The following is an 18,878-nucleotide window of genomic DNA, read 5'->3' as shown; positions in this document are numbered from 1 at the left end:
AACCTTGGTAAGTCCATCCTGCTGACAGCAGGACTGATTGCACTAGCTATTTTTGGCCTGCTATGGGGTGGGATCAAACTGATGACTGCCACCCGACGGGAGCCACTTTATCTTTCAATAAAGTTTTACATCGGCCTCTGCCTACTGTTATGTGGTCTTGCATGGGTGAGTAAAATATTGCCTGGGCTGCTTCGCATTTGCTCGGTCATAGTGAAATACCGGCAGTCAAATTTTCTGCAGTAGTCCCTTACTTTACGTTTACCACATTCATGGCGCGCTCCAGGCCCACGGTGCCAAACAGCAGTACGGCTTCGGCAGCTTTTTCTAGACGGCCTTCCAAATCGATTTTTTCATCGGCGGAGAAGGGGCTAAGGACGTAATCTACCTGTCGGCCTTTCGAGAAGCTGGAGTCGATGCCGAAGCGCAGGCGGGCGTACTCGTCCGTACCCAGGGTTTCCTGAATGTGTTTTAAGCCGTTTTGTCCGCCCGCCGAGCCTTTTCCCTTCATTCGCAGCTTTCCGAAGGGTAGGGCTAAGTCGTCGGTGATGACCAGCATCTGCTCTTTCGGGATTTTCAGCGCGCTCAGCCAATGAGCTGCGGCTTTGCCGCTCAGGTTCATGTAGGTGGTAGGCTTCACTAGTGCAAACGTGTGGCCCTTGTGCCTGATTTCAGTATTAAAAGCATGACGGCCCAACTCAAACGGAGCAGCCTCAAACTTCTTAGCCAGGTAGTCGCCTACCATAAACCCTACGTTGTGCCGCGTATCGGCGTACTCCGGCCCGATGTTGCCTAGGCACAGAACAAGGAACTTCATAAAATCAGGGATTTAGACGAATTGAACGGATTACACGGATTCGCTAGTCAGCCAGCCTGCAACTTAACTTCCTTCTACTGGGCAGGATGCTTAGTAAGGCTTTAGCTTCGAGTAAAGGGTAGGAAATTGGCTGACAGTCGGCAGCTGACAATAAAAAAGCCGCTCTGCAAGCAGAACGGCTTCTTTCGGCAGACGGAGTAACTCGGGCACGGTATCCGTGTAATCCGAAAAATCCGCCTTAATCCGTGATTTATTTGTCAGCCTGCAGCGTGCCACGCAGACCACGCGGGATGGTCACGGTAGCAATAGGAGCCAGCGGGTTGGTGAGGATGGTGTAGCCTTGGGCTTCCACTTTGTTCACTTTGATCGACTTGCCCAGGCCCAGGTCCGAAATGTTTACCTCTACGAAGTCGGGGAGGTTTTCGGGAGTAGCCTTTACTTTCAGCTTACGCAGCTTGCTTACCAGCTTGCCACCTTGCTGAACGCCGGGCGAAGTGCCTACGTACTTCACGGGCACGTCCATTTTCACTTCTTTGCCTTCCTGCAGCTCCAGGAAGTCAACGTGCAGCAGCATTTCGTTCACGGGGTGGAACTGGGCGTCCTGCACGATAGCGCGACGGATGTCGCCTTCAATGTTTAGCTCAACGATGTGCACCTCGGGGGTGTACAGCAGCTCGCGGAACAGAATGGCCGGAGCCGAGAAGTGTACTTGTTCAGCACCGCCGTACAGTACGCAAGGTACGTAGGACTCCAGGCGCAGGGCCTTGGCATCCTTCTTACCGAGATTCGCTCTTTTAAACCCTACAATCTCGAGGCTTTTCATAAAACGTGTTCTTTGGAAGATAAAAACGCTTACCCACAGCAGGCAAACGGGCCGCAAAGATAAGTGTATTGTTTGGGAGTTGAAAGCTTGAATGATGCACAGCGCATCTCCGCTTGTCATCTAGAGCAAAAGCGAAGGACCTCTACCGAAGATGTTACATTCGGTAGAGGTCCTTCGCTTCTACTATGAATAATAAAGACTATTGCTGTTTTAGATAAACAGCGAGCTGATTGACTCGTGCGTTACCACGTTGCGAATGGCTTGCGCAAACAAGCTGGCCACGGAAATAACCTTGATTTTGTGGTTTTCCTCTTTCAACGGCAGCGTGTCCGTAATCACTAACTCTTCAAGCGCCGAGTTGCGAATCCGTTCGTGAGCCGGGCCGCTGAGCACGCCGTGAGTAATAACAGCCCGCACCGATTTAGCTCCGCGCTCCATCAGTAGTTCGGCGGCTTTGCAGATGGTGCCGGCGGTATCCACAATGTCATCCACGAGCACCACGTTCATGCCCGTTACGTCGCCGATTACCTGCATAGAGGCAATTTCATTGGCCCGCAGACGCATCTTGTCGCAGACCACGATTTCGGCACCGAACTTCTTGGCGAAGGCCCGAGTGCGTACTACCCCCCCAACGTCGGGCGAAGCGAAAATCAGGTTGTCCAGGTTCAGCGACTTTATATAAGGAGCTGTGACAGTGGCGCCGTCCAGATGATCTACCGGAATGTCAAAGAAGCCCTGAATCTGGCCGGCGTGCAGGTCGCATGTCATCATGCGGTCGGCGCCCACGCTTTGAATCATGTTGGCTACTACCTTGGCCCCGATGCTCACGCGCGGCTTATCCTTACGGTCTTGGCGGGCGTAACCCATGTAGGGCATTACGATGTTTACCTTGTAAGCAGAAGCACGCTTGGCGGCGTCCACCATCAGAGCCAGCTCCATGAGGTTTTCGGCAGGAGGATTGGTGCTCTGAATCAGGAACACGGCGCATCCCCGGATGCTTTCGTTGAAGCTGGGACCGAGTTCAGTATCGGCAAAGCGCTGAATGCTCAGGTCGCCGAGTTGGGTGCCGTAGGCGGCAGCAATCTGTTCACCCAGCTCGCGGGAGGCATTGCCCGCGAAAATTTTTACCTGCTGTGACATGAAGGGGGTAGGTGGAGGGAGAAATAAAAAGCGAAAGGCGCTGACTCTTCCGGGGCAGGAAGAATCAGCGCCTTTCGCGTTGGTTTGTCGGTTGTCCGACCAGGGCTCGAACCTGGACTTTCTTGAATCAAAATCAAGCGTGTTGCCAGTTACACCATCGGACAATTTCCAGGCGGCTACCGGTGTAAGTATGCCGTTTGGTTGTGCAAATGTACGGCAGCTTTTATTCAAGGCAAATTTCCGGGTAAAAATTTTTCGTCAGGCTACCCCCAAAAAGCCCGACAACATGGCTTTTTGAGCTGATTTTCAGGTCTTCAGGCGCTGAAAAAAAAGTTGACGGAGCAGGCTTTAGAGGGGTCTTGGCAATGCCGGGATTAAGCCGTACTTTTGCGTCCTGAAACGTTGCACCCATCCCCTTATATAAAAAGCAATGGCGAATACCGGCAAAATCACCCAGGTTATCGGTCCCGTCGTGGACGTGAGCTTCGCGGGTGAAAGCTCTAAGCTTCCCAACATTCTCGATGCCCTCGAAGTCACGAAAGACAACGGCCAAAAAGTTCTGCTGGAGTGCCAGCAGCACCTGGGCGAAGACCGTGTGCGCACCATCGCCATGGACTCGACCGAGGGCCTGACCCGCGGCGCTGAAGTTCGTGACCTAGGCTCGCCCATCACTATGCCTACCGGCGAAGGTGTGCGCGGTCGTCTGTTTAACGTTATCGGTCATGCCATCGATGGCATTGCCCAGCCCCAGAGCGACGGCGGCCTGCCCATTCACCGCGGCGCCCCGGCTTTCGAAGACCTCGCTACGTCGTCGGAAGTACTGTTCACGGGTATCAAAGTAATTGACCTGCTCGAGCCCTATGTAAAGGGTGGTAAAATTGGTTTGTTCGGTGGTGCCGGGGTAGGCAAAACTGTACTGATCATGGAGCTGGTAAACAACATCGCCAAGGCCTACGGCGGTCTGTCGGTGTTTGCTGGTGTGGGTGAGCGTACCCGCGAAGGCAATGACCTGCTGCGCGAATTCCTCGAGTCGGACGTAATTAAGTACGGCGAAGGCTTCAAGCACTCGATGGAAGAAGGTGGCTGGGACCTCACGAAGGTGGATGCCGAAGCCCTGAAAGACTCGAAGGCTACCCTCGTGTTCGGCCAGATGAACGAGCCCCCCGGAGCCCGTGCCCGCGTAGCCCTTTCGGGTCTGACGGTTGCTGAAAGCTTCCGCGACGGCGACGGCACCGGTGCTGGTCGTGACATCCTGTTCTTCATCGACAACATTTTCCGCTTCACTCAGGCAGGTTCAGAAGTATCGGCTCTGCTGGGCCGTATGCCTTCGGCTGTAGGTTACCAGCCCACGCTGGCCACCGAAATGGGTGCTATGCAGGAGCGCATCACCTCTACGAAGCGTGGTTCTATCACCTCGGTACAGGCCGTATATGTACCTGCCGACGACTTGACTGACCCGGCTCCGGCGACGACCTTCGCTCACTTGGATGCTACCACCGTATTGTCGCGTAAGATTGCCGAGTTGGGTATTTACCCCGCTGTAGACCCCTTGGACTCTACTTCGCGCATTCTAGACCCTGCCGTTATCGGTCAGGAGCACTATGGTACTGCCCAGCGCGTGAAAGAAATTCTGCAGCGCTATAAAGAACTGCAGGACATCATCGCCATTCTGGGTATGGATGAACTCTCGGAGGAAGACAAGCTGACGGTAACCCGCGCCCGCCGCGTGCAGCGCTTCCTGTCGCAGCCCTTCCACGTGGCTGAGCAGTTCACCGGCCTGAAAGGCGTTCTGGTTGATATCAAAGATACCATCAAAGGCTTCAATGAAATCATCGACGGCAAGTACGACCACCTGCCCGAGGCCGCTTTCAACCTGGTAGGCACCATTGAGGATGCCGTGGTGAAAGGCGAGAAGCTGATGGCGGAAGCCAAGTAATTATCAGTTACCAGTTGCCAGTTGTCAGTTGCCGGTTCTTCTCTGAACTACTTGCTGACAACTGGTAACTGACAACTGGCAACTGAAAAGACTATGCATCTGGAAATCATCACGCCCGACCGCAAGGTGTTTGAAGGCGAGGTTACATCGGCTCGGTTTCCGGGTGCTGATGGCCTGTTTGAGGTTCTCAACAACCACGCTCCGCTGATTTCGGCGCTGCAAGCCGGCGACATCGTGCTGAACGGTGGTGCCACCAGCTTCCGCATTGAAGGCGGGGTAGTAGAAGTTCTCCGCAACAACGTTATTGTTTTGGCTGAAGGCGCTTCGGCGTAACTTGCCAACCGCTTATCTATTTCAAAGCCCCATGTCTGAGAGCAGACATGGGGCTTTTTGCATAGGTCATCAGATAAGAAGTGACGAGTTGAAAGTGGAAAGGGGTAAAGCAGACATAAATGCTGCAACTGGTGTAGCTTGCAGCTCAGTTTATTACAGTAGTTATTATGCGTTTCCCTCTTATTACGGCTGGCCTGTTGCTGGCTGCCACTTCAATGTCTGCCCAGACATTTCAGATTGATTACCGGCGGGCCATGCAAACCCAAGACACAGCTAAGGTGAGCAAAATACTGGCTGCTTGGCAACAAAAGGAACCTCAGAATCCTGATTTGTATGTGGCTCGGTTTAATTATCTGCTGCGGAAATCATACCGGGTGGTAGTGAGTGCAGCGCAACCTGCGGGACGGGGAGTAGCTTTCCAGCAAAAAGATGGGAAGGTGGCAGGCTCTGTTAATGAAGGCTATGAGCCACAACTGCTCGAAGCTGCCCGTACTACCCTACGTGAGGGTATTAAGCTGGCGCCAGAGCGTCTGGATATGCGGTTTGGCCTAGCCAAGACGTACGAAATGACCCACGACCCTGACGAGGAAATGAAAGTGCTTAAAACCGCCTTGGCTGATCATAAAGCTAGCGGTAAGCCTTGGCGCTGGAGCGAAGGCAAAGCCCTACCTACACCAGAAGCCGTATTTCTCCCTGAAAGTTTGGAGGAATACATGCTACCCTATTGGCAGGCTGATACGCCTGAAGATGCGGAAGTAGCCCGGCAACTGGCAGAACTCATTACCCAGTACTACCCCGAAAGTTCACTCGGCCCCTTCAACCTTGGCATGTACTATACCTTGCGGCAGCAGCCTGATAAAGCTTACGATTTATTTCAGCAGGCTAATAGCCGCCGCCCAAACGACTGGCAAACGTTAGCAAACCTCATCCGACTTAGCATTAGCCTGAATCGCAAGGTGGAGGCCCAACAGTTTCTGGCATCTTTACAAAAGCTACCTGCCGGACGCCCTGTTGCTGCTGACCTAGGGAAGGAGGTACGCAAAATGAAATAGTACCAGGTTACAGCTACCGCCGTAATTTGCCTTTGTTTTGCTGCCTTCCCTCATTTTCCGCCCATGCACATCCATCCCAAAATCACCCCGATCTATCAGACTTCCGTTTTCAAGTTTGAAGATCTGAATGAAGTAGAGCAGTATTTCGGAGAACCAGGGAGCCGCTACCTCTATTCGCGCAATGGCAATCCTAATTCTGATGAGTTAGCGGAGGCCGTAAATACGCTGGAAAGTGGAGCTGGGGCAGTGGCAACGGGCTCGGGAATGGCGGCCATTTTCGCTGCACTGCTGGCGTGCTGCCAGACCGGCGACCATGTGCTGTGCGCGGCGGACATCTACGGCGGTTCATCTTCGTTACTGAATCAGGAGTTGAGCCGGCTGGGCATTACGGTCACGTATATACCTTTCGAGCAGCTGTATGAGGTAGGCCAATTCGTGCGGCCTACTACCCGAGTACTACTGGCTGAAACTATGAGCAACCCCTTGCTGCGGGTCGCGGACTTGGGTCGTCTGGCAACCGAATGTCATCGGCATGGGCTGAAACTGGTGGTTGATAACACATTCGCCACCCCGGTTCTGACGCGCCCGTTGACGCTGGGAGCAGATATTGTGCTGCACAGCGTGACGAAATACATTGCCGGCCACTCGGATGTAACGGCGGGGGTAGTAGTAGCTAAGGAGGAAGAAACTGCTGCGCGGTTGAAGCAGATTGGGGTGCTCTATGGACTAACTCTTAGCCCTATGGAAAGCTGGCTGGCTGTGCGAGGTCTTAAAACGCTGCGTCTGCGGGTGCGCGAGCACAGCCACAACGCGCTGGCGGTAGCCAAGTTTCTGAGCGCACAGCCCGCCGTGCGAGCTGTATACTATCCTGGTCTGCCCGATCATCCGCAGCACGCGTTGGCACAGGAGCAGGGAGGCGGTTTGTTCGGCGGAATGATGTCGATACTGCTGGCTGATGATGAGGAGGTAGTAAACCAGTTTATGCGCCGGAGTCAGCGGTTCCCATTCGCTCCATCGCTGGCCGGGGTCGATTCCTCCTTGTCTTACCCGTTGGCAACTTCGCATCGCTACCTTGCCGGGGAGCAGCAGGCAGAGCTTGGAATCAGTACTGGGCTGGTTCGGCTATCCATAGGTATTGAACCAGTTGAGGAATTATTAGCTGACCTCGAGCAGGCATTGCAATAACTCGTGCATATAAACGCCTGCTGCCTACCCCCTACAAAGGTTAAAACTATTGGTATGGTGTCAGTTTTCTGCCGTCTCAATCAAGAATGCCTTTTGGAGGCGCTGAAGGCAGGTCAAGGGAAAAAATACGTTTACCAACGCAACAAACCTTGTGCTGCCCGCCTTTTGTTTTGTACGTTATATACTCTGTAATGAACTTTATATACTACACCAGGAGGAAATATACTTAATTGCCGTTCCGCAGCGCGTCTTGGATGGTATCGGTGACCCGCCGTAAATCGGCTTCCGTCATGGCTGAGCCTGAAGGAAGGCATAGACCCTGGTTAAATAATTCCTCGCAGATGTTGCCGCCAAAACAGGGGGTAGTAGCGAAGAGCGGCTGCAGGTGCAGCGGCTTCCACAGCGGCCGACTTTCAATATTGCGGGTTTCCAGGTGCTGGCGGAGTTGCTCCGGGCTAATGGTGGTTTCGGCGGGGTTAAGCAGCAGGCAGGTAAGCCAGCGGTTGGAGCGGCCACCGGTGGGTTCAGTAGGGCCGAGCGTAACGCCGGGTAGGTGGGCGAGATATTTGGTATACCACGCAAAAATCTCGCGACGCTTTTTTACGCGGTCTTCCAGCAATTCCATTTGGCCCCGACCAATACCGGCTAGCAGATTGCTCAAACGGTAGTTATAGCCTAGCTCCGAGTGCTGATAATAGGGAGCGTCATCCTTTGCCTGGGTGGCCCAAAATCGAGCTTTTTGCGCCCAAGCAGCATTATTGGTGACAATGGCGCCGCCACCGCTGGTGGTCAGGATTTTGTTGCCATTGAAGGAGAAAAGGCCTACCTCGCCGAAGGTGCCCAAAGGCTGGCCTTCGTAGCGTGCTCCCAGAGCCTCGGCGGCATCTTCCAGAACAGGCACTCCAAATTCGGCCGCTACAGCCAGAACCTCGCGTAGGCGCGCCGGCATCCCATAAAGGTGAACCAGAATAAGCGCTTTGGGCCGACGACCCTGGCGCTGCCGCTCCTCCAAAGCCTCGCGTAGGCGCTCGGGGCATATGTTCCAGGTTTCGGCTTCGCTGTCGATGAAAACGGGGGTAGCACCCAAGTACAGAATGGGGTTGGCTGTAGCTACAAAGGTGAACGACGGACACAGAACTTCGTCGCCGGGACCTACGCCCAGCAGCCGTAGGCCCAGGTGAATGGCGGCCGTACCAGAAGTCAGGGCTACGCAATGCTGGGCTCCGGTAAACTCACAAATGTCGCGCTCAAAGCCATCCAGGTTCGGGCCGGCCGGCGCCACCCAGTTGTCTTCAATAGCTTTGTGAAGGTAGTTGAGCTCGTGACGGCCGAGGTGGGGTGGGGAGAGGTACAGTCGGTCGTAGTCCTGGCTGCGCATGGGTAAGCGAAATGAAGAGCGAAAAACGGGCGGAAGCTAGGGCAACAAGCAGGTAGCCGTTGGAAAGAACGGATAAATTTGCGGTACCCGCGCTTACTGTCCGCTTCTTATTTTAAGCACCTGAGCCGGTACCCCTACGGCCGTGCAGTGGGCCGGTAACGAACGGACGGCCACGGCCCCTGCTCCCAGAATAGCGTAAGTACCCACCCGTACCTGATTGATGACGGTAGCATTCGTGCCGAGGTACGCACCGGCTTCGAGGTAGGCCTCGCCGCCTACATTGGCGTGAGGCATCAGGGAACAGAAATCCTCCAGCACGGCATCGTGGCCGATGGTACAGCCCAAGTTCAGCAGCACGTGACGGCCTAGGGTAATGTCACAAGTGAGAATGCAGCCCTGGCAGATAATACTGCCCTCGCCAACCTGTATCTGCTGGTAGGCAGCCAGCGCTACGCCCGGGTGCACCAGCACGGCAAACGTGATGTGCGGAGCCTTCAGGCGCTCCACAATAGCGGCCCGACTGTGGCTATTGCCCACCGCTACAGCTACGTGCCGGGGCTCGGGTTGGGCCTTCAGGTCGTCAATGGTTCCTAGGTAGGGGAGGCCATGAATAGTAGAGGATGCAGGAGCTCGGTCATCATAGAAACCGGCTATTCCCCAGGTGGGAGAGGCTTCGTTGATTTGCCGGGCCAGTATCAGTACCTCGCGGCCCAACCCGCCGGCTCCCACAATAACTAATAGGGGAAGCGGGGCGAGGACCGGATCGGGCAGGACAGGGGCGTAGCTCATGCAAGGGGTGGGGATTGATCAGAGGGTGCGGGCGATGTGCCGGTAAAGGCGGTAGTGGTAGCCTGGCCAGGGGTAGAAATATCGTGAGAGCCCAGGACCCGCTCAATGGTAAGCGCAAGAATCCGCAGATCTAGTTTAAACGACTGATGATCGACGTACCACACATCGAGAATGAATTTCTGCTCCCAGCTGATGGCATTGCGGCCATTTACTTGTGCCCAGCCCGTAATGCCCGGGCGCACGTTGTGGCGGCGAGCCTGCTCAGGGGAGTACAGCGGCAAATATTGCTCCAGCAGCGGCCGGGGCCCTACCAGGCTGATGTCGCCGCGCAGCACATTCCAGAGCTGAGGGAGCTCATCGAGGGAAGTAGCGCGGACCCAGCGGCCCAGGCGGGGTAGGCGGTCGGCATCGGGCAGAAGCTGGCCGTGGGCATCGCGCTGGGAGGTCATGGTCTGGAGCTTGTAGAACGTGAACAGCCGGCCGTGCAGCCCTGGCCGCCGCTGCCGGAACAGCCAAGCGCCGTTATTCTGAACAGCTAAGGCTGCCGCCAGGGGTAGGAGCAGCGGAACGGCCAGAAGGAGCAAAGGAGCTGCTAGCGCCACATCCAGCAGCCGCTTTCCGCGACGCGCGTACCAAGAAGATGCGGGGGCGCTCATGGCGTCAAAAATAGGAGGAAATACCCGGCACGTTTGACTTCGACGGCTGGTAGCTTAGCTTGCACCTCATTCCGCGCATCGTATGCTTGTTTTCCCCAACGCCAAGCTCAACCTCGGCCTCTACATCACCAGCCAGCGTCCCGATGGCTTCCGCAACCTCGAATCGGTGTTTGTGCCGCTGCCCTGGACCGATGCCCTAGAGGTGCTGCCCGCCGCCGAAACATCATTGCACCTTTCGGGTATTCCCATCCCCGGCGAACCGGCTACCAACCTCTGCCTGCGGGCGTATGAGTTGCTGAAGGCCGATTTTAACCTGCCACCGGTACAACTGCACCTGCATAAGGTGGTGCCTATTGGGGCCGGACTAGGCGGCGGCTCCGGCGACGCTGCCTTCGCATTACGGGCTCTCAACGACTTATTCCGCCTCGGCCTACCCCCTGAAACCCTCGAAGCCTATGCCCGCCGCCTGGGCTCCGACTGCGCCTTTTTCATTCGGAATAAGCCGGTTTTTGCCTACGAAAAGGGCGACGTTTTCGAGGACATCAGCCTCAACCTGACGGGTACCGCCTGCAAAGTTATTTACCCTGGCCTGCATATCAGCACGGCCGAGGCTTACTCACGCATCAGTCCCCGCACTCCGCGTCATGACTTACGCGCCGCGCTGGCTCAGCCGCTGGAAACCTGGCGCACTACCGTCAGCAACGATTTTGAAGAGGCCCTGACGCCCTATTATCCCGTGCTGGGCGAAATCAAAGCCGCCCTGTACGCGGCCGGGGCGGCTTACGCCAGCTTATCGGGTTCCGGATCGGCGGTGTACGGGCTGTTCCCTGGCCTTGAGCAGCCCCCAGTGCTAGAGCTTCCCGCCGCCTACCAAGTCTGGGACGGACGGCTGTGAGGTAAGCGAATTCCCTACCCCCTTAAAACGCACCAAGCCCTCGACGACTGTACTAGCGTCGAGGGCTTGCTGCATTATCAGGCTTGTCATACGCAGAGGAAGGATGGCTTTGCTCTGCTCACCATGACACTTCACTCATTCACTATTTCACTACTTACCCTACCAACACATCAGCTGCTTCTTTTTGACGGACGCGGCGGCGGTTCCATTGGTCGATGACGGGGTGAATAAGTACGCTGAGCAAGATGATGACCGTGCCCATGTAAAACTTAGTGGAAAGTTTTTCCTGCCCAAAGCCGGGAATGTGGAATGTGTACATCAGCACCGCCAGAATAATGCCGTACACTGGCTCTAGGTTAATGGTCAGGTTCACGACAAAGGCCGAAATGCGCTTCATCAGCTCCACAGAGGTAGAGAAGGCATACACCGTACACACGCCCGCCAGCACCAGCAGCCACAGCCAATCGAAGCCAGAAAGAGCAAGCTGCACACCCTGGCCTTCGGTAAAGTAGTGGCCATAAATGGGCAAAAACAGCGCAATGCTCAGGCAGGCGCCGGCCATTTCATAAAGCGTAAGGCGCAGCGGTGGGTGGCGCTGCACCAGCTTAGAGTTGAACACGCTGAACAAGGCCGAAAGCCCTGCCGACACAATGGCTACCAGTAGCCCCGGCAGTTGGTCCAGCTCGGCTTGCGACACAAGATAGAGTCCTACCATCGTCAGCAGGCCCAACCCAACCTCATAAAAGCGTACTGGCCGCCACAGCAGCAAGGGTTCCAGCAAGGAAGTCCAAAGCGCCAGCGTTGCCAGCCCCGCGAGGCACACACTCACTGAGGAAATCCGGGCGGCCAGAAAGAAGGTAATCCAGTGGGTTGCTACCAGCGCCCCAATGCCCAGCAGACGCAGGGCCTCGCCGGCCGGAATTTTCCAAGGCTGCTTTCGAACCACTAATAGCCCGGCCAACCCTGTAGCTGCCAGCAGCGTCCGCCAGAACACCAACTCCACCGGTGGCAAGGAAATCAGCTTGCCCAGAATGGCCGTGAAGCCCCAGAGCAACACAATAAAATGCAGGCGAAGGTAGTCTTTGAGCATAAGGGGAAGGTGTGAAATGGAGAGGTAGGAACTAGTGCGTTTGACGTTTTGATTGTGCAGCTCCGTGCACATAAAAACAGCTAGGTCACTTGTTCCCCATCACACTATTTCACGGCTAGCGTGGTACCACGCGGTACAGGAACAGGCCGATGGTGGTGAAGACAATACTGGGGACCCAAGCCGCCAGCAGCGGCGAGAGAGTGCCCACAGCAGCCAAATTGCGGCTCAGAATCACGAAGATGATAAACACGAAGGCCAGCACGAAACCCAGCGCAATTTGCCCGCCTACCCCCGCTCGGCTCTTGCGCGCACTCATAATCACCCCAATGACAGTGAGAATGAACATGGCGTAAGGGTAGGCGTAGCGCTCATATTTTTCGCTGAGGTACACCTGGGTATCATCGGCGCCGCGCGCTATCTTCTGGTTGATGTAGCGGTTCAGCTCCGGCAGCGTCAGGGTTTCGGCCAGGCGGTAGGTGCTGGCAAAGTCCTTGGGATAAAGGTTGAGGGTCGTGTCGCGGGCGGGCAGGCTTTGCAGGGTTTCTTTCTCGCCGTTGAAGGTGCGCACTACCTGGGGCGTGAGGTGCCAGGCCCGTTTGGTTGAGTCCCAGGTAATGGCTTCGGCCGTCATGCGGCGCTTCAGCAACTGCCCATCAATGGTTTCCAGCGCGAACTTGTAGCCAATGTTGTTCACATTGTCGTAGCTCTCCATGAAGGCATAGCTCTGCGGCCCGATTTTGATGTGCACATTGCGCTCAGCGAAGCGGTAGGGGTTCTTGATGTAAGCCTTCTCAAACTGCACCCGCGTTTTGTTGGCAATCGGAATCAGCCAACCCGTCATGGCCAAAGTCATGAGGCCCAGAATGCCACTGCCCATAATGTACGGGAGCAAAAACCGCTTAAAGCTGATGCCCGAGGCCAGCATGGCTACTACCTCCGTGCGCGAGGCCAACTGCGCCGTCACGAACACTACCGCAATAAACACCGTGATAGGGGAGAGCAGATTGGCGAAGTACGGAAACAGGTTCACGTAATACTCCGATACAATCTGCCAGGCTCCCAGGTCGTGCTTGATGAAGTCGTCGTTTTTCTCCGTGAAGTCAATCACGCAGATAACGGACACCAGCAGCACTACCGTGAAGAAAAACGCGGTGAGAAACTTCTTTATAATGTATTTATCGAGCAGCTTCATGAATCGCTGATTTCCACTGATTATGCTTATTGCACTGATTTCCTTTGAACGCGCAGCTAGGGAGGCATCGGTATTTATATAGGTAGCCGCCATGCCATCCATGCCATCAGCTGGCTGATAGAATAGCGCTTGGCTGATGAAACGACGGAATCAGCGAAATCAATTCAATCAGCACGAATCAGTGATTTACAATCGGGTCATCACCTGCTTCACCATCTTTTCTTTCCACTCCCGGAAGGTGCCGGCCAGGATCTGCTGCCGGGCTTGCTTCACCAGCCAGAGGTAGAACGTCAGGTTGTGGATGGAGGCAATTTGGGGGCCCAGCATTTCCTTGCTGTGGAAGAGGTGACGCACGTAGGAGCGGGAGTAAAACGTGCTGACGTAGCCGCCCAGCTCCTCGTCAATGGGCGTAAAATCGTCGGCCCACTTCTTGTTGGCGATGTTGATAATGCCTTGGGTGGTGAACAGCATGCCGTTGCGGGCGTTGCGGGTCGGCATCACACAGTCGAACATATCCACGCCCAGCGCAATGTTTTCCAGGATGTTGGCCGGCGTGCCTACCCCCATAAGGTAGCGCGGCTTATCCTGGGGTAGGATGTCGCAAACCAGTTCGGTCATTTCGTACATCAGCTCGGCCGGCTCGCCCACGCTCAGGCCACCAATGGCGTTGCCCTCGCGGCCCTGCTCGGCTATAAACTCCGCCGATTTCACCCGCAGATCTTTGAAGGTGCTACCCTGCACAATTGGGAAAAGCGTTTGGGAGTAACCGTAGTGGCCCTCGGTGCTGTCGAAGCGCTGAATGCAGCGCTTGAGCCAGCGGTGCGTCATGTCGAGGGAGCGAGCCGCGTAGCTGTATTCGCAGGGCCAGGGAGTGCACTCGTCAAAAGCCATGATGATGTCGGCCCCGATGGTGCGCTGAATGTCCATGACGCCCTCCGGCGAGAACAAGTGCTGCGAGCCATCAATGTGGGAGCGAAACTTCACGCCCTCTTCCTTGATTTTGCGTGTGCCCGACAAGGAATACACCTGGTACCCACCCGAGTCCGTCAGGATGGGCCGGTCCCAGCCGTTGAACTTGTGCAGGCCGCCGGCTTTGCTGAGCACTTCTAGCCCCGGGCGGAGGTAGAGGTGGTAGGTATTGCCGAGGATAATCTGAGCCTGAATATCGTCCTTCAGGTCGCGCTGCTGCACGGCTTTCACGGTGCCAGCCGTGCCCACAGGCATAAAAATGGGCGTTTCAATAGCGCCATGGTCGGTGTGAACTACGCCGGCGCGGGCTTTGGTATGCGGGTCGTTGGCTACGAGGTCGAAGGTCATTCTAGGAGAAAAGCTAAGAGCCGGAAGCTGGAGGCCAGAAGACAGAAATTCTTTGCCAACTTTTTCAGTGGCTTCGTACTTCTACCTTCTCGCTCCCAGCTTCCTCTTACAAAGGTACTCGCCCTACCCCGAATGCCTACTTTTGTAATTCGAATCATCCACTCCGCTTTGCCTTTCCATCTTTCTCCGGCCCTGTGGCTGCTGCTGGCCTGCGTGCTGGTGCAGCTTTTCTACGCGGCTTACTATTTTCTGCCCTTCGCCCGTCGGCCCTCCGAGGCAGCAGATGGCCCTGATACCGAGCCGGTATCCATTCTTGTGTGCGCCCGCAACGAGCTGGAGAACCTGCGTCGGCTGCTACCCCTGCTATTGCAGCAAGACTACCCCGCCGGCTTCGAGCTGGTTGTCATCGATGACCGCTCCACCGACGATACCTACCTGTTCGTGCAACAGCTCACGCAGTACTACCCCCATGTGCGGCTGGTAACTATCACGAGCACACCTGACGGGTTGTCACCCAAAAAATATGCACTGACACTTGGTATAAAAACGGCCCGCCACGAGCGGATGCTATTTACGGATGCCGACTGCATTCCGGCCACTAATCAGTGGCTCAGATACATGCAGCGTGGCTTCCATAAGCCAGCCGATGTGGTTCTGGGATACTCTGCCTACGTAGAGGAAAGCGGCTTTTTAAATAAGCTGATTCGTTTTGAAACCTTCCTGACGGGGGCACAGTATTTGTCCTTCGCGTGGCGCGGCCAACCCTATATGGGGGTGGGGCGCAACCTTGGGTACACCCGGCAGGTCTTTCAGCTGACCAAAGGTTTCGCTTCCCATATCCGCAGCCTTTCCGGCGACGATGACCTGCTGGTGCAGGATGCCGTTGCCCGGGGCGCCCGGGTAGCGGTAGTAGCCGATGCCGGGGCCCATACCCTAAGTGAACCAGCGCAGACGTGGGGCAAGTGGTGGCGCCAAAAGCGCCGACACCTCTCCGCGGGCCCCCAGTACCGGCTCGCAGATCGTCTTCGGATTGGAACATTTATTGGTGTAAATTTGCTATTCTACGGTACGGCAATCGGCCTACTGTTTTCCCAGCCCGATTGGGTACCTTTGGCTACGGTGTGGTTTGTGCGCACCCTGGCTATGATGACCGTGTATTACCAGCTTGGTCGTCGGCTCGAAGATCCGCTACCCCTCGGGTGGCTGCCCATCCTCGATGCAGTGTATTTTTTTTATTATCTCGCTCTGGGAATGTCACTGTTCCTCTACCGCACCCTCCGATGGAAGTAAACAATCAGGAAAAACAGTTCTCTGCCAAGGCCAAGCACGATTTCAAGCTGATTCGGGCCGCCGTTGAGCAGAGCGACGAAAAAGCCTACGCCGAGCTGATGCAGATTTACAAAAAGCCGGTGTACCACGTAGTACTGAAGATGGTGCGCAACCCCGACGATGCCGAGGACCTGACCATCGAAGCCTTCGCCAAAGCCTTCAAAAACCTGCACAAATTCAACCCGGAATTTGCCTTTAGCACTTGGTTGTTCCGCATCGCCACCAACAACTGCATCGACTTTATTCGCAAGAATAAAATTAAGACGATGTCGATTGACTCGGCCATCAAGATTGACAACGGCGACGAAATCACCATCGACTTCCGCGACCAGAACCTGAACCCGCAGGAGTCAGCCATCAAGAATCAGAAAATCGAAATCATGCAGCACGTAGTGTCGCGGCTGCCTGAGAAATACCAGCGCCTCGTTACCCTGCGCTACTTCGATGAGCTGAGCTATGAGGAAATAGCCCAAGAGCTAAAAGCCCCGCTCGGCACTGTGAAAGCCCAACTGCACCGCGCCCGTGAGTTGCTCTATGACATGGTGAAAAACAAAAAGGAAATCATCTAAGCACAAAAAAGCCCCGTCGCAAGTCGGGGCTTTTTTTGTAGCTAGTAATGGGGTAAAAGCCGTTCGTTTCAAGCTATGACCATACTAGTACCTCTGTTAATCTATTTCCTACTACCTCTAATTGGAGCCGGAGCCTATATATACCTATGCCAGCGTATGATCAAGCAAACAGTGGAGGTGCCGGCGTGGCAATTATTAGTAGTCATGTCCACGTATGGTGGCTTGTTAATGATTTTATTAACTGGTTTGTTCTGGACATGGTCAGGTATGGCTTCTTTGGGGACGTTTTATCTGATACTAGGAGCACCTTTCCTTGTGCTGTTCACAGCCATTAGTACCGTACGCCAACAGAATTCCCTATATCACCGCTGGATCTTCAGGGCTAGTGCGGCTTACCTACCCTTGATTGTGGGGCTGATTCTTGTTGCTGCGCTGAGCCAGTAAGCCTGTTTGTGCTGGGTGATGATGGGCGCCGCTACCTGTAGCTCTTATCTTTGCGCCACAATGGATATCATCAACCACTACTTTCCGCACCTCACGGACCACCAGCGCCAGTTGTTCCAGCAGCTTGAAACCGAATTCCGAGGCTGGAATGAGCGCCTGAACTTAGTAGCCCGCACCGATGTGGATAACCTGGCTGAGCGCCATTTTCTGCATTCCCTAGGTATTGCGAAGGTGATTGAGTTTGCGCCCGGTTCCTCGGTGCTGGATGTGGGTACGGGTGGTGGCCTGCCGGGCCTGCCACTAGCAATTCTGTTTCCGGAAGTGAAGTTTCACCTCGTGGACAGCATTGGTAAGAAAATCAGAGCGGTGCAGGAAATGGCCCACGCCCTGCAGCTAACCAACGTCACGGCCGAGCAGATCCGTGCTGAGCAGCTTCGCCCCAAATACGATTATGTAGTAAGCCGCGCCGTAGCCCGCTTGGCTACCTTTTATACCTGGATTGAGCACCGCTACAAGCCGGCCGCCACGGCAGCCCCCGGTAGTGGCCTCTACTACCTGAAAGGGGGCGACTTGGCCGAGGAAATTGAAGAATCGGGTCTGGCCGCCAGAGTAGTAGATCTGAATGATTTCTATGCTGAGGAATTCTTTGATACCAAGAAAGTAGTGGTAGTGCTTAACGCTTAGCTTTATAGTACTCCAAAGGGTAGGTGGGTTGCTTCGTTTGGGTTGCTACCCCCCTCTACACAGTGAAACCCCTGCTTCTAAGATAGAAGCAGGGGTTTCACTGTGTAGAGGGGGGTAGGGGAATGTGGCCCCCGATTTTACGCTGGTACATCGGCCGTTAGGAATTGCACAGCCCGCCGCTCCGAATAGTAGACCCCATCCGGACTACCTTCAGCAAACCCGACGTGGCCGCCGTCGGAAGGAGTTTCCAGATAAACGTAGGGGCTGTGGGCGGCAACTTCGCGCGGAAAGCAGGAGGGAGGCAAGAAGGGGTCGTTCTGGGCGTTTACTAGTAGGGTCGGCACCTGAATATTGCTGAGGTAGCGGCCCGAGCTGGCGCGCTCATAGTACTCATCAGCCGACTTGAAGCCATGCATAGGAGCTGTAAATCGGTCATCGAACTGCGGGAAATCCTGTAGCTGGTCGATGTCAGTTAAATCAACCTGACCGGGTAGCAACTCAGCTTTCGCCCGCATCTTGGCCCGCAGTGTCTTCATGAAGCGTTTCAGATATACACGATTTTCTAGGCGGGCAATGTGGTGAGAACTAGCTTTCAGATCGGTTGGTACCGAGAAGACGGCCGCTCGCTGCACTTCCTGGGGAACCCGCGCCGGGTTTTCGCCCAAATACTTCAGGGTGACATTGCCGCCCGCTGAAAAGCCCGTGAGGTACACCCGCTTGTAGAGGGCGGTGCCCAAAGCGTAGCGTATCACAAAGTCGAGGTCGTCGGTGTCGCCGAGGTGGTAGGAGCGGAGCAGGCGGTTCATTTCGCCGCTGCAGCTGCGGTAGTTCCACGCCAAAACATCCATACCGGCCTGGTTGAGGGCCCGCACCATACCCCGCACGTAGGGCCGGCTCGCGTCGCCCTCTAGCCCATGCGACACAATCCCTAGCGCATCTGTTCGTCGGTCAGCCGGTTGCCGCGACCAGTCCAAGTCTAGAAAGTCGCCATCCTCGGTTTCTACCCGTTCCCGCTGGTAGCGCACCTCCGGCACCGAGCGCCACAAGCTAGGTACAATAGTTTGGAGGTGGCCATTGAATAAATAGAATGGAGGCTGATAGGAAGAGTGAGCAATGAGCGGCATAAGGCAAACAGGAAAAGCAAACCTAATTGAGTGAACAAAGGAACACAGCAAAAAGTAGGCATGCCTACCTTCAAAGGTCTGAAAAGCCAGTATTATCCGGTTAAGCAAGCTCAACAGCAATTGAACTT

The 18,878-nt window shown here is 55.3% G+C and carries 19 protein-coding genes and 1 tRNA gene; 9 read left to right on the top strand and 11 right to left on the bottom strand.

From position 1 onward, the window contains the following. Positions 1-247 precede the first annotated feature (247 nt). The 4 genes from pth to DNI29_RS12575 all read right to left on the bottom strand — a co-directional run bounded on the left by pth (position 248) and on the right by DNI29_RS12575 (position 2,941). Complete coding sequence (gene pth, locus DNI29_RS12590) at positions 248-814, bottom strand: aminoacyl-tRNA hydrolase (RefSeq protein WP_110978466.1); 567 nt, start codon at positions 812-814, stop codon at positions 248-250. 250 nt (positions 815-1,064) lie between these two features. Next, positions 1,065-1,637, bottom strand: coding sequence for a 50S ribosomal protein L25/general stress protein Ctc (locus DNI29_RS12585; protein ID WP_110978465.1), 573 nt, complete (start codon positions 1,635-1,637; stop codon positions 1,065-1,067). 210 nt (positions 1,638-1,847) lie between these two features. Then, positions 1,848-2,777: a ribose-phosphate pyrophosphokinase gene (locus DNI29_RS12580; protein ID WP_110978464.1), complete on the bottom strand. Its 930-nt coding sequence runs from the start codon at positions 2,775-2,777 to the stop codon at positions 1,848-1,850. A gap of 91 nt (positions 2,778-2,868) precedes the next feature. After that, positions 2,869-2,941 (bottom strand) — tRNA-Gln (locus DNI29_RS12575). Positions 2,942-3,207: 266 nt separating this feature from the next. On the opposite strand from DNI29_RS12575, the gene atpD reads away from it, so the two are divergent. From atpD to DNI29_RS12555, 4 genes are all read left to right on the top strand, one after another. Continuing rightward, positions 3,208-4,713, top strand: coding sequence for a F0F1 ATP synthase subunit beta (gene atpD, locus DNI29_RS12570; RefSeq protein WP_110978463.1), 1,506 nt, complete (start codon positions 3,208-3,210; stop codon positions 4,711-4,713). A 93-nt stretch (positions 4,714-4,806) separates the two neighbouring features. After that, positions 4,807-5,046: a FoF1 ATP synthase subunit delta/epsilon gene (locus DNI29_RS12565; protein ID WP_110978462.1), complete on the top strand. Its 240-nt coding sequence runs from the start codon at positions 4,807-4,809 to the stop codon at positions 5,044-5,046. Between the two features lie 167 nt (positions 5,047-5,213). Next, positions 5,214-6,098 carry a tetratricopeptide repeat protein gene (locus DNI29_RS12560; RefSeq protein WP_110978461.1) on the top strand — a complete coding sequence of 295 codons (885 nt, stop codon included), beginning with the start codon at positions 5,214-5,216 and terminating at the stop codon, positions 6,096-6,098. Between the two features lie 63 nt (positions 6,099-6,161). Then, positions 6,162-7,283: a trans-sulfuration enzyme family protein gene (locus tag DNI29_RS12555; RefSeq protein ID WP_110978460.1), complete on the top strand. Its 1,122-nt coding sequence runs from the start codon at positions 6,162-6,164 to the stop codon at positions 7,281-7,283. Between the two features lie 226 nt (positions 7,284-7,509). Here the strand turns inward: DNI29_RS12555 and DNI29_RS12550 are convergent, their stop codons facing one another. The 3 genes from DNI29_RS12550 to DNI29_RS12540 form a co-directional block, all read right to left on the bottom strand. Next, positions 7,510-8,661, bottom strand: coding sequence for a DegT/DnrJ/EryC1/StrS family aminotransferase (locus tag DNI29_RS12550; protein WP_110978459.1), 1,152 nt, complete (start codon positions 8,659-8,661; stop codon positions 7,510-7,512). Positions 8,662-8,754: 93 nt separating this feature from the next. Further along, positions 8,755-9,450 (bottom strand): acetyltransferase, encoded by a 696-nt coding sequence (locus tag DNI29_RS12545; RefSeq protein WP_110978458.1) that lies wholly within the window; start codon positions 9,448-9,450, stop codon positions 8,755-8,757. After that, a complete protein-coding gene (locus DNI29_RS12540; RefSeq protein WP_110978457.1) occupies positions 9,447-10,106 on the bottom strand; it encodes a sugar transferase in 660 nt (219 codons plus the stop codon). The genes DNI29_RS12545 and DNI29_RS12540 overlap by 4 nt, the downstream gene beginning before the upstream one ends. Before the next feature lie 82 nt (positions 10,107-10,188). Between DNI29_RS12540 and ispE the strand changes: the two genes are divergently transcribed. Next, positions 10,189-11,001: a 4-(cytidine 5'-diphospho)-2-C-methyl-D-erythritol kinase gene (gene ispE / locus DNI29_RS12535; protein ID WP_110978456.1), complete on the top strand. Its 813-nt coding sequence runs from the start codon at positions 10,189-10,191 to the stop codon at positions 10,999-11,001. Between the two features lie 154 nt (positions 11,002-11,155). Here ispE and DNI29_RS12530 read toward each other — a convergent pair whose 3' ends face one another. The 3 genes from DNI29_RS12530 to tgt form a co-directional block, all read right to left on the bottom strand. Then, positions 11,156-12,091, bottom strand: coding sequence for a DMT family transporter (locus DNI29_RS12530; RefSeq protein ID WP_110978455.1), 936 nt, complete (start codon positions 12,089-12,091; stop codon positions 11,156-11,158). 115 nt (positions 12,092-12,206) lie between these two features. Beyond that, positions 12,207-13,283, bottom strand: coding sequence for an LptF/LptG family permease (locus tag DNI29_RS12525; RefSeq protein WP_110978721.1), 1,077 nt, complete (start codon positions 13,281-13,283; stop codon positions 12,207-12,209). A 186-nt stretch (positions 13,284-13,469) separates the two neighbouring features. Next, positions 13,470-14,600, bottom strand: a complete 1,131-nt coding sequence (gene tgt, locus DNI29_RS12520; protein WP_110978454.1) for a tRNA guanosine(34) transglycosylase Tgt — start codon at positions 14,598-14,600, stop codon at positions 13,470-13,472. Between the two features lie 132 nt (positions 14,601-14,732). On the opposite strand from tgt, the gene DNI29_RS12515 reads away from it, so the two are divergent. From DNI29_RS12515 to rsmG, 4 genes are all read left to right on the top strand, one after another. After that, positions 14,733-15,890, top strand: a complete 1,158-nt coding sequence (locus tag DNI29_RS12515) for a glycosyltransferase (RefSeq protein WP_162303599.1) — start codon at positions 14,733-14,735, stop codon at positions 15,888-15,890. After that, entirely contained in the window at positions 15,881-16,498 is a 618-nt protein-coding gene (locus DNI29_RS12510; RefSeq protein ID WP_110978453.1) for an RNA polymerase sigma factor, read from the top strand. Before DNI29_RS12515 ends, DNI29_RS12510 begins: the two co-directional genes overlap by 10 nt. Before the next feature lie 156 nt (positions 16,499-16,654). Further along, positions 16,655-16,942 (top strand): hypothetical protein, encoded by a 288-nt coding sequence (locus DNI29_RS12505; protein ID WP_123823232.1) that lies wholly within the window; start codon positions 16,655-16,657, stop codon positions 16,940-16,942. 60 nt (positions 16,943-17,002) lie between these two features. After that, the gene (gene rsmG / locus DNI29_RS12500; RefSeq protein WP_110978451.1) at positions 17,003-17,626 is read left to right on the top strand and encodes a 16S rRNA (guanine(527)-N(7))-methyltransferase RsmG; all 624 of its coding nucleotides are present in this window, start codon (positions 17,003-17,005) and stop codon (positions 17,624-17,626) included. Between the two features lie 137 nt (positions 17,627-17,763). Here the strand turns inward: rsmG and DNI29_RS12495 are convergent, their stop codons facing one another. Continuing rightward, positions 17,764-18,750: a YheT family hydrolase gene (locus DNI29_RS12495; protein WP_110978450.1), complete on the bottom strand. Its 987-nt coding sequence runs from the start codon at positions 18,748-18,750 to the stop codon at positions 17,764-17,766. Positions 18,751-18,878: the final 128 nt, after the last annotated feature.

The sequence above is a fragment of the Hymenobacter sediminis genome, assembly GCF_003231285.1.
Lineage (GTDB): Bacteria > Bacteroidota > Bacteroidia > Cytophagales > Hymenobacteraceae > Hymenobacter > Hymenobacter sediminis.
The sequence above is the reverse complement of the archived record's forward strand: the minus strand, read 5'-3'. Positions and strand labels throughout refer to the sequence as shown.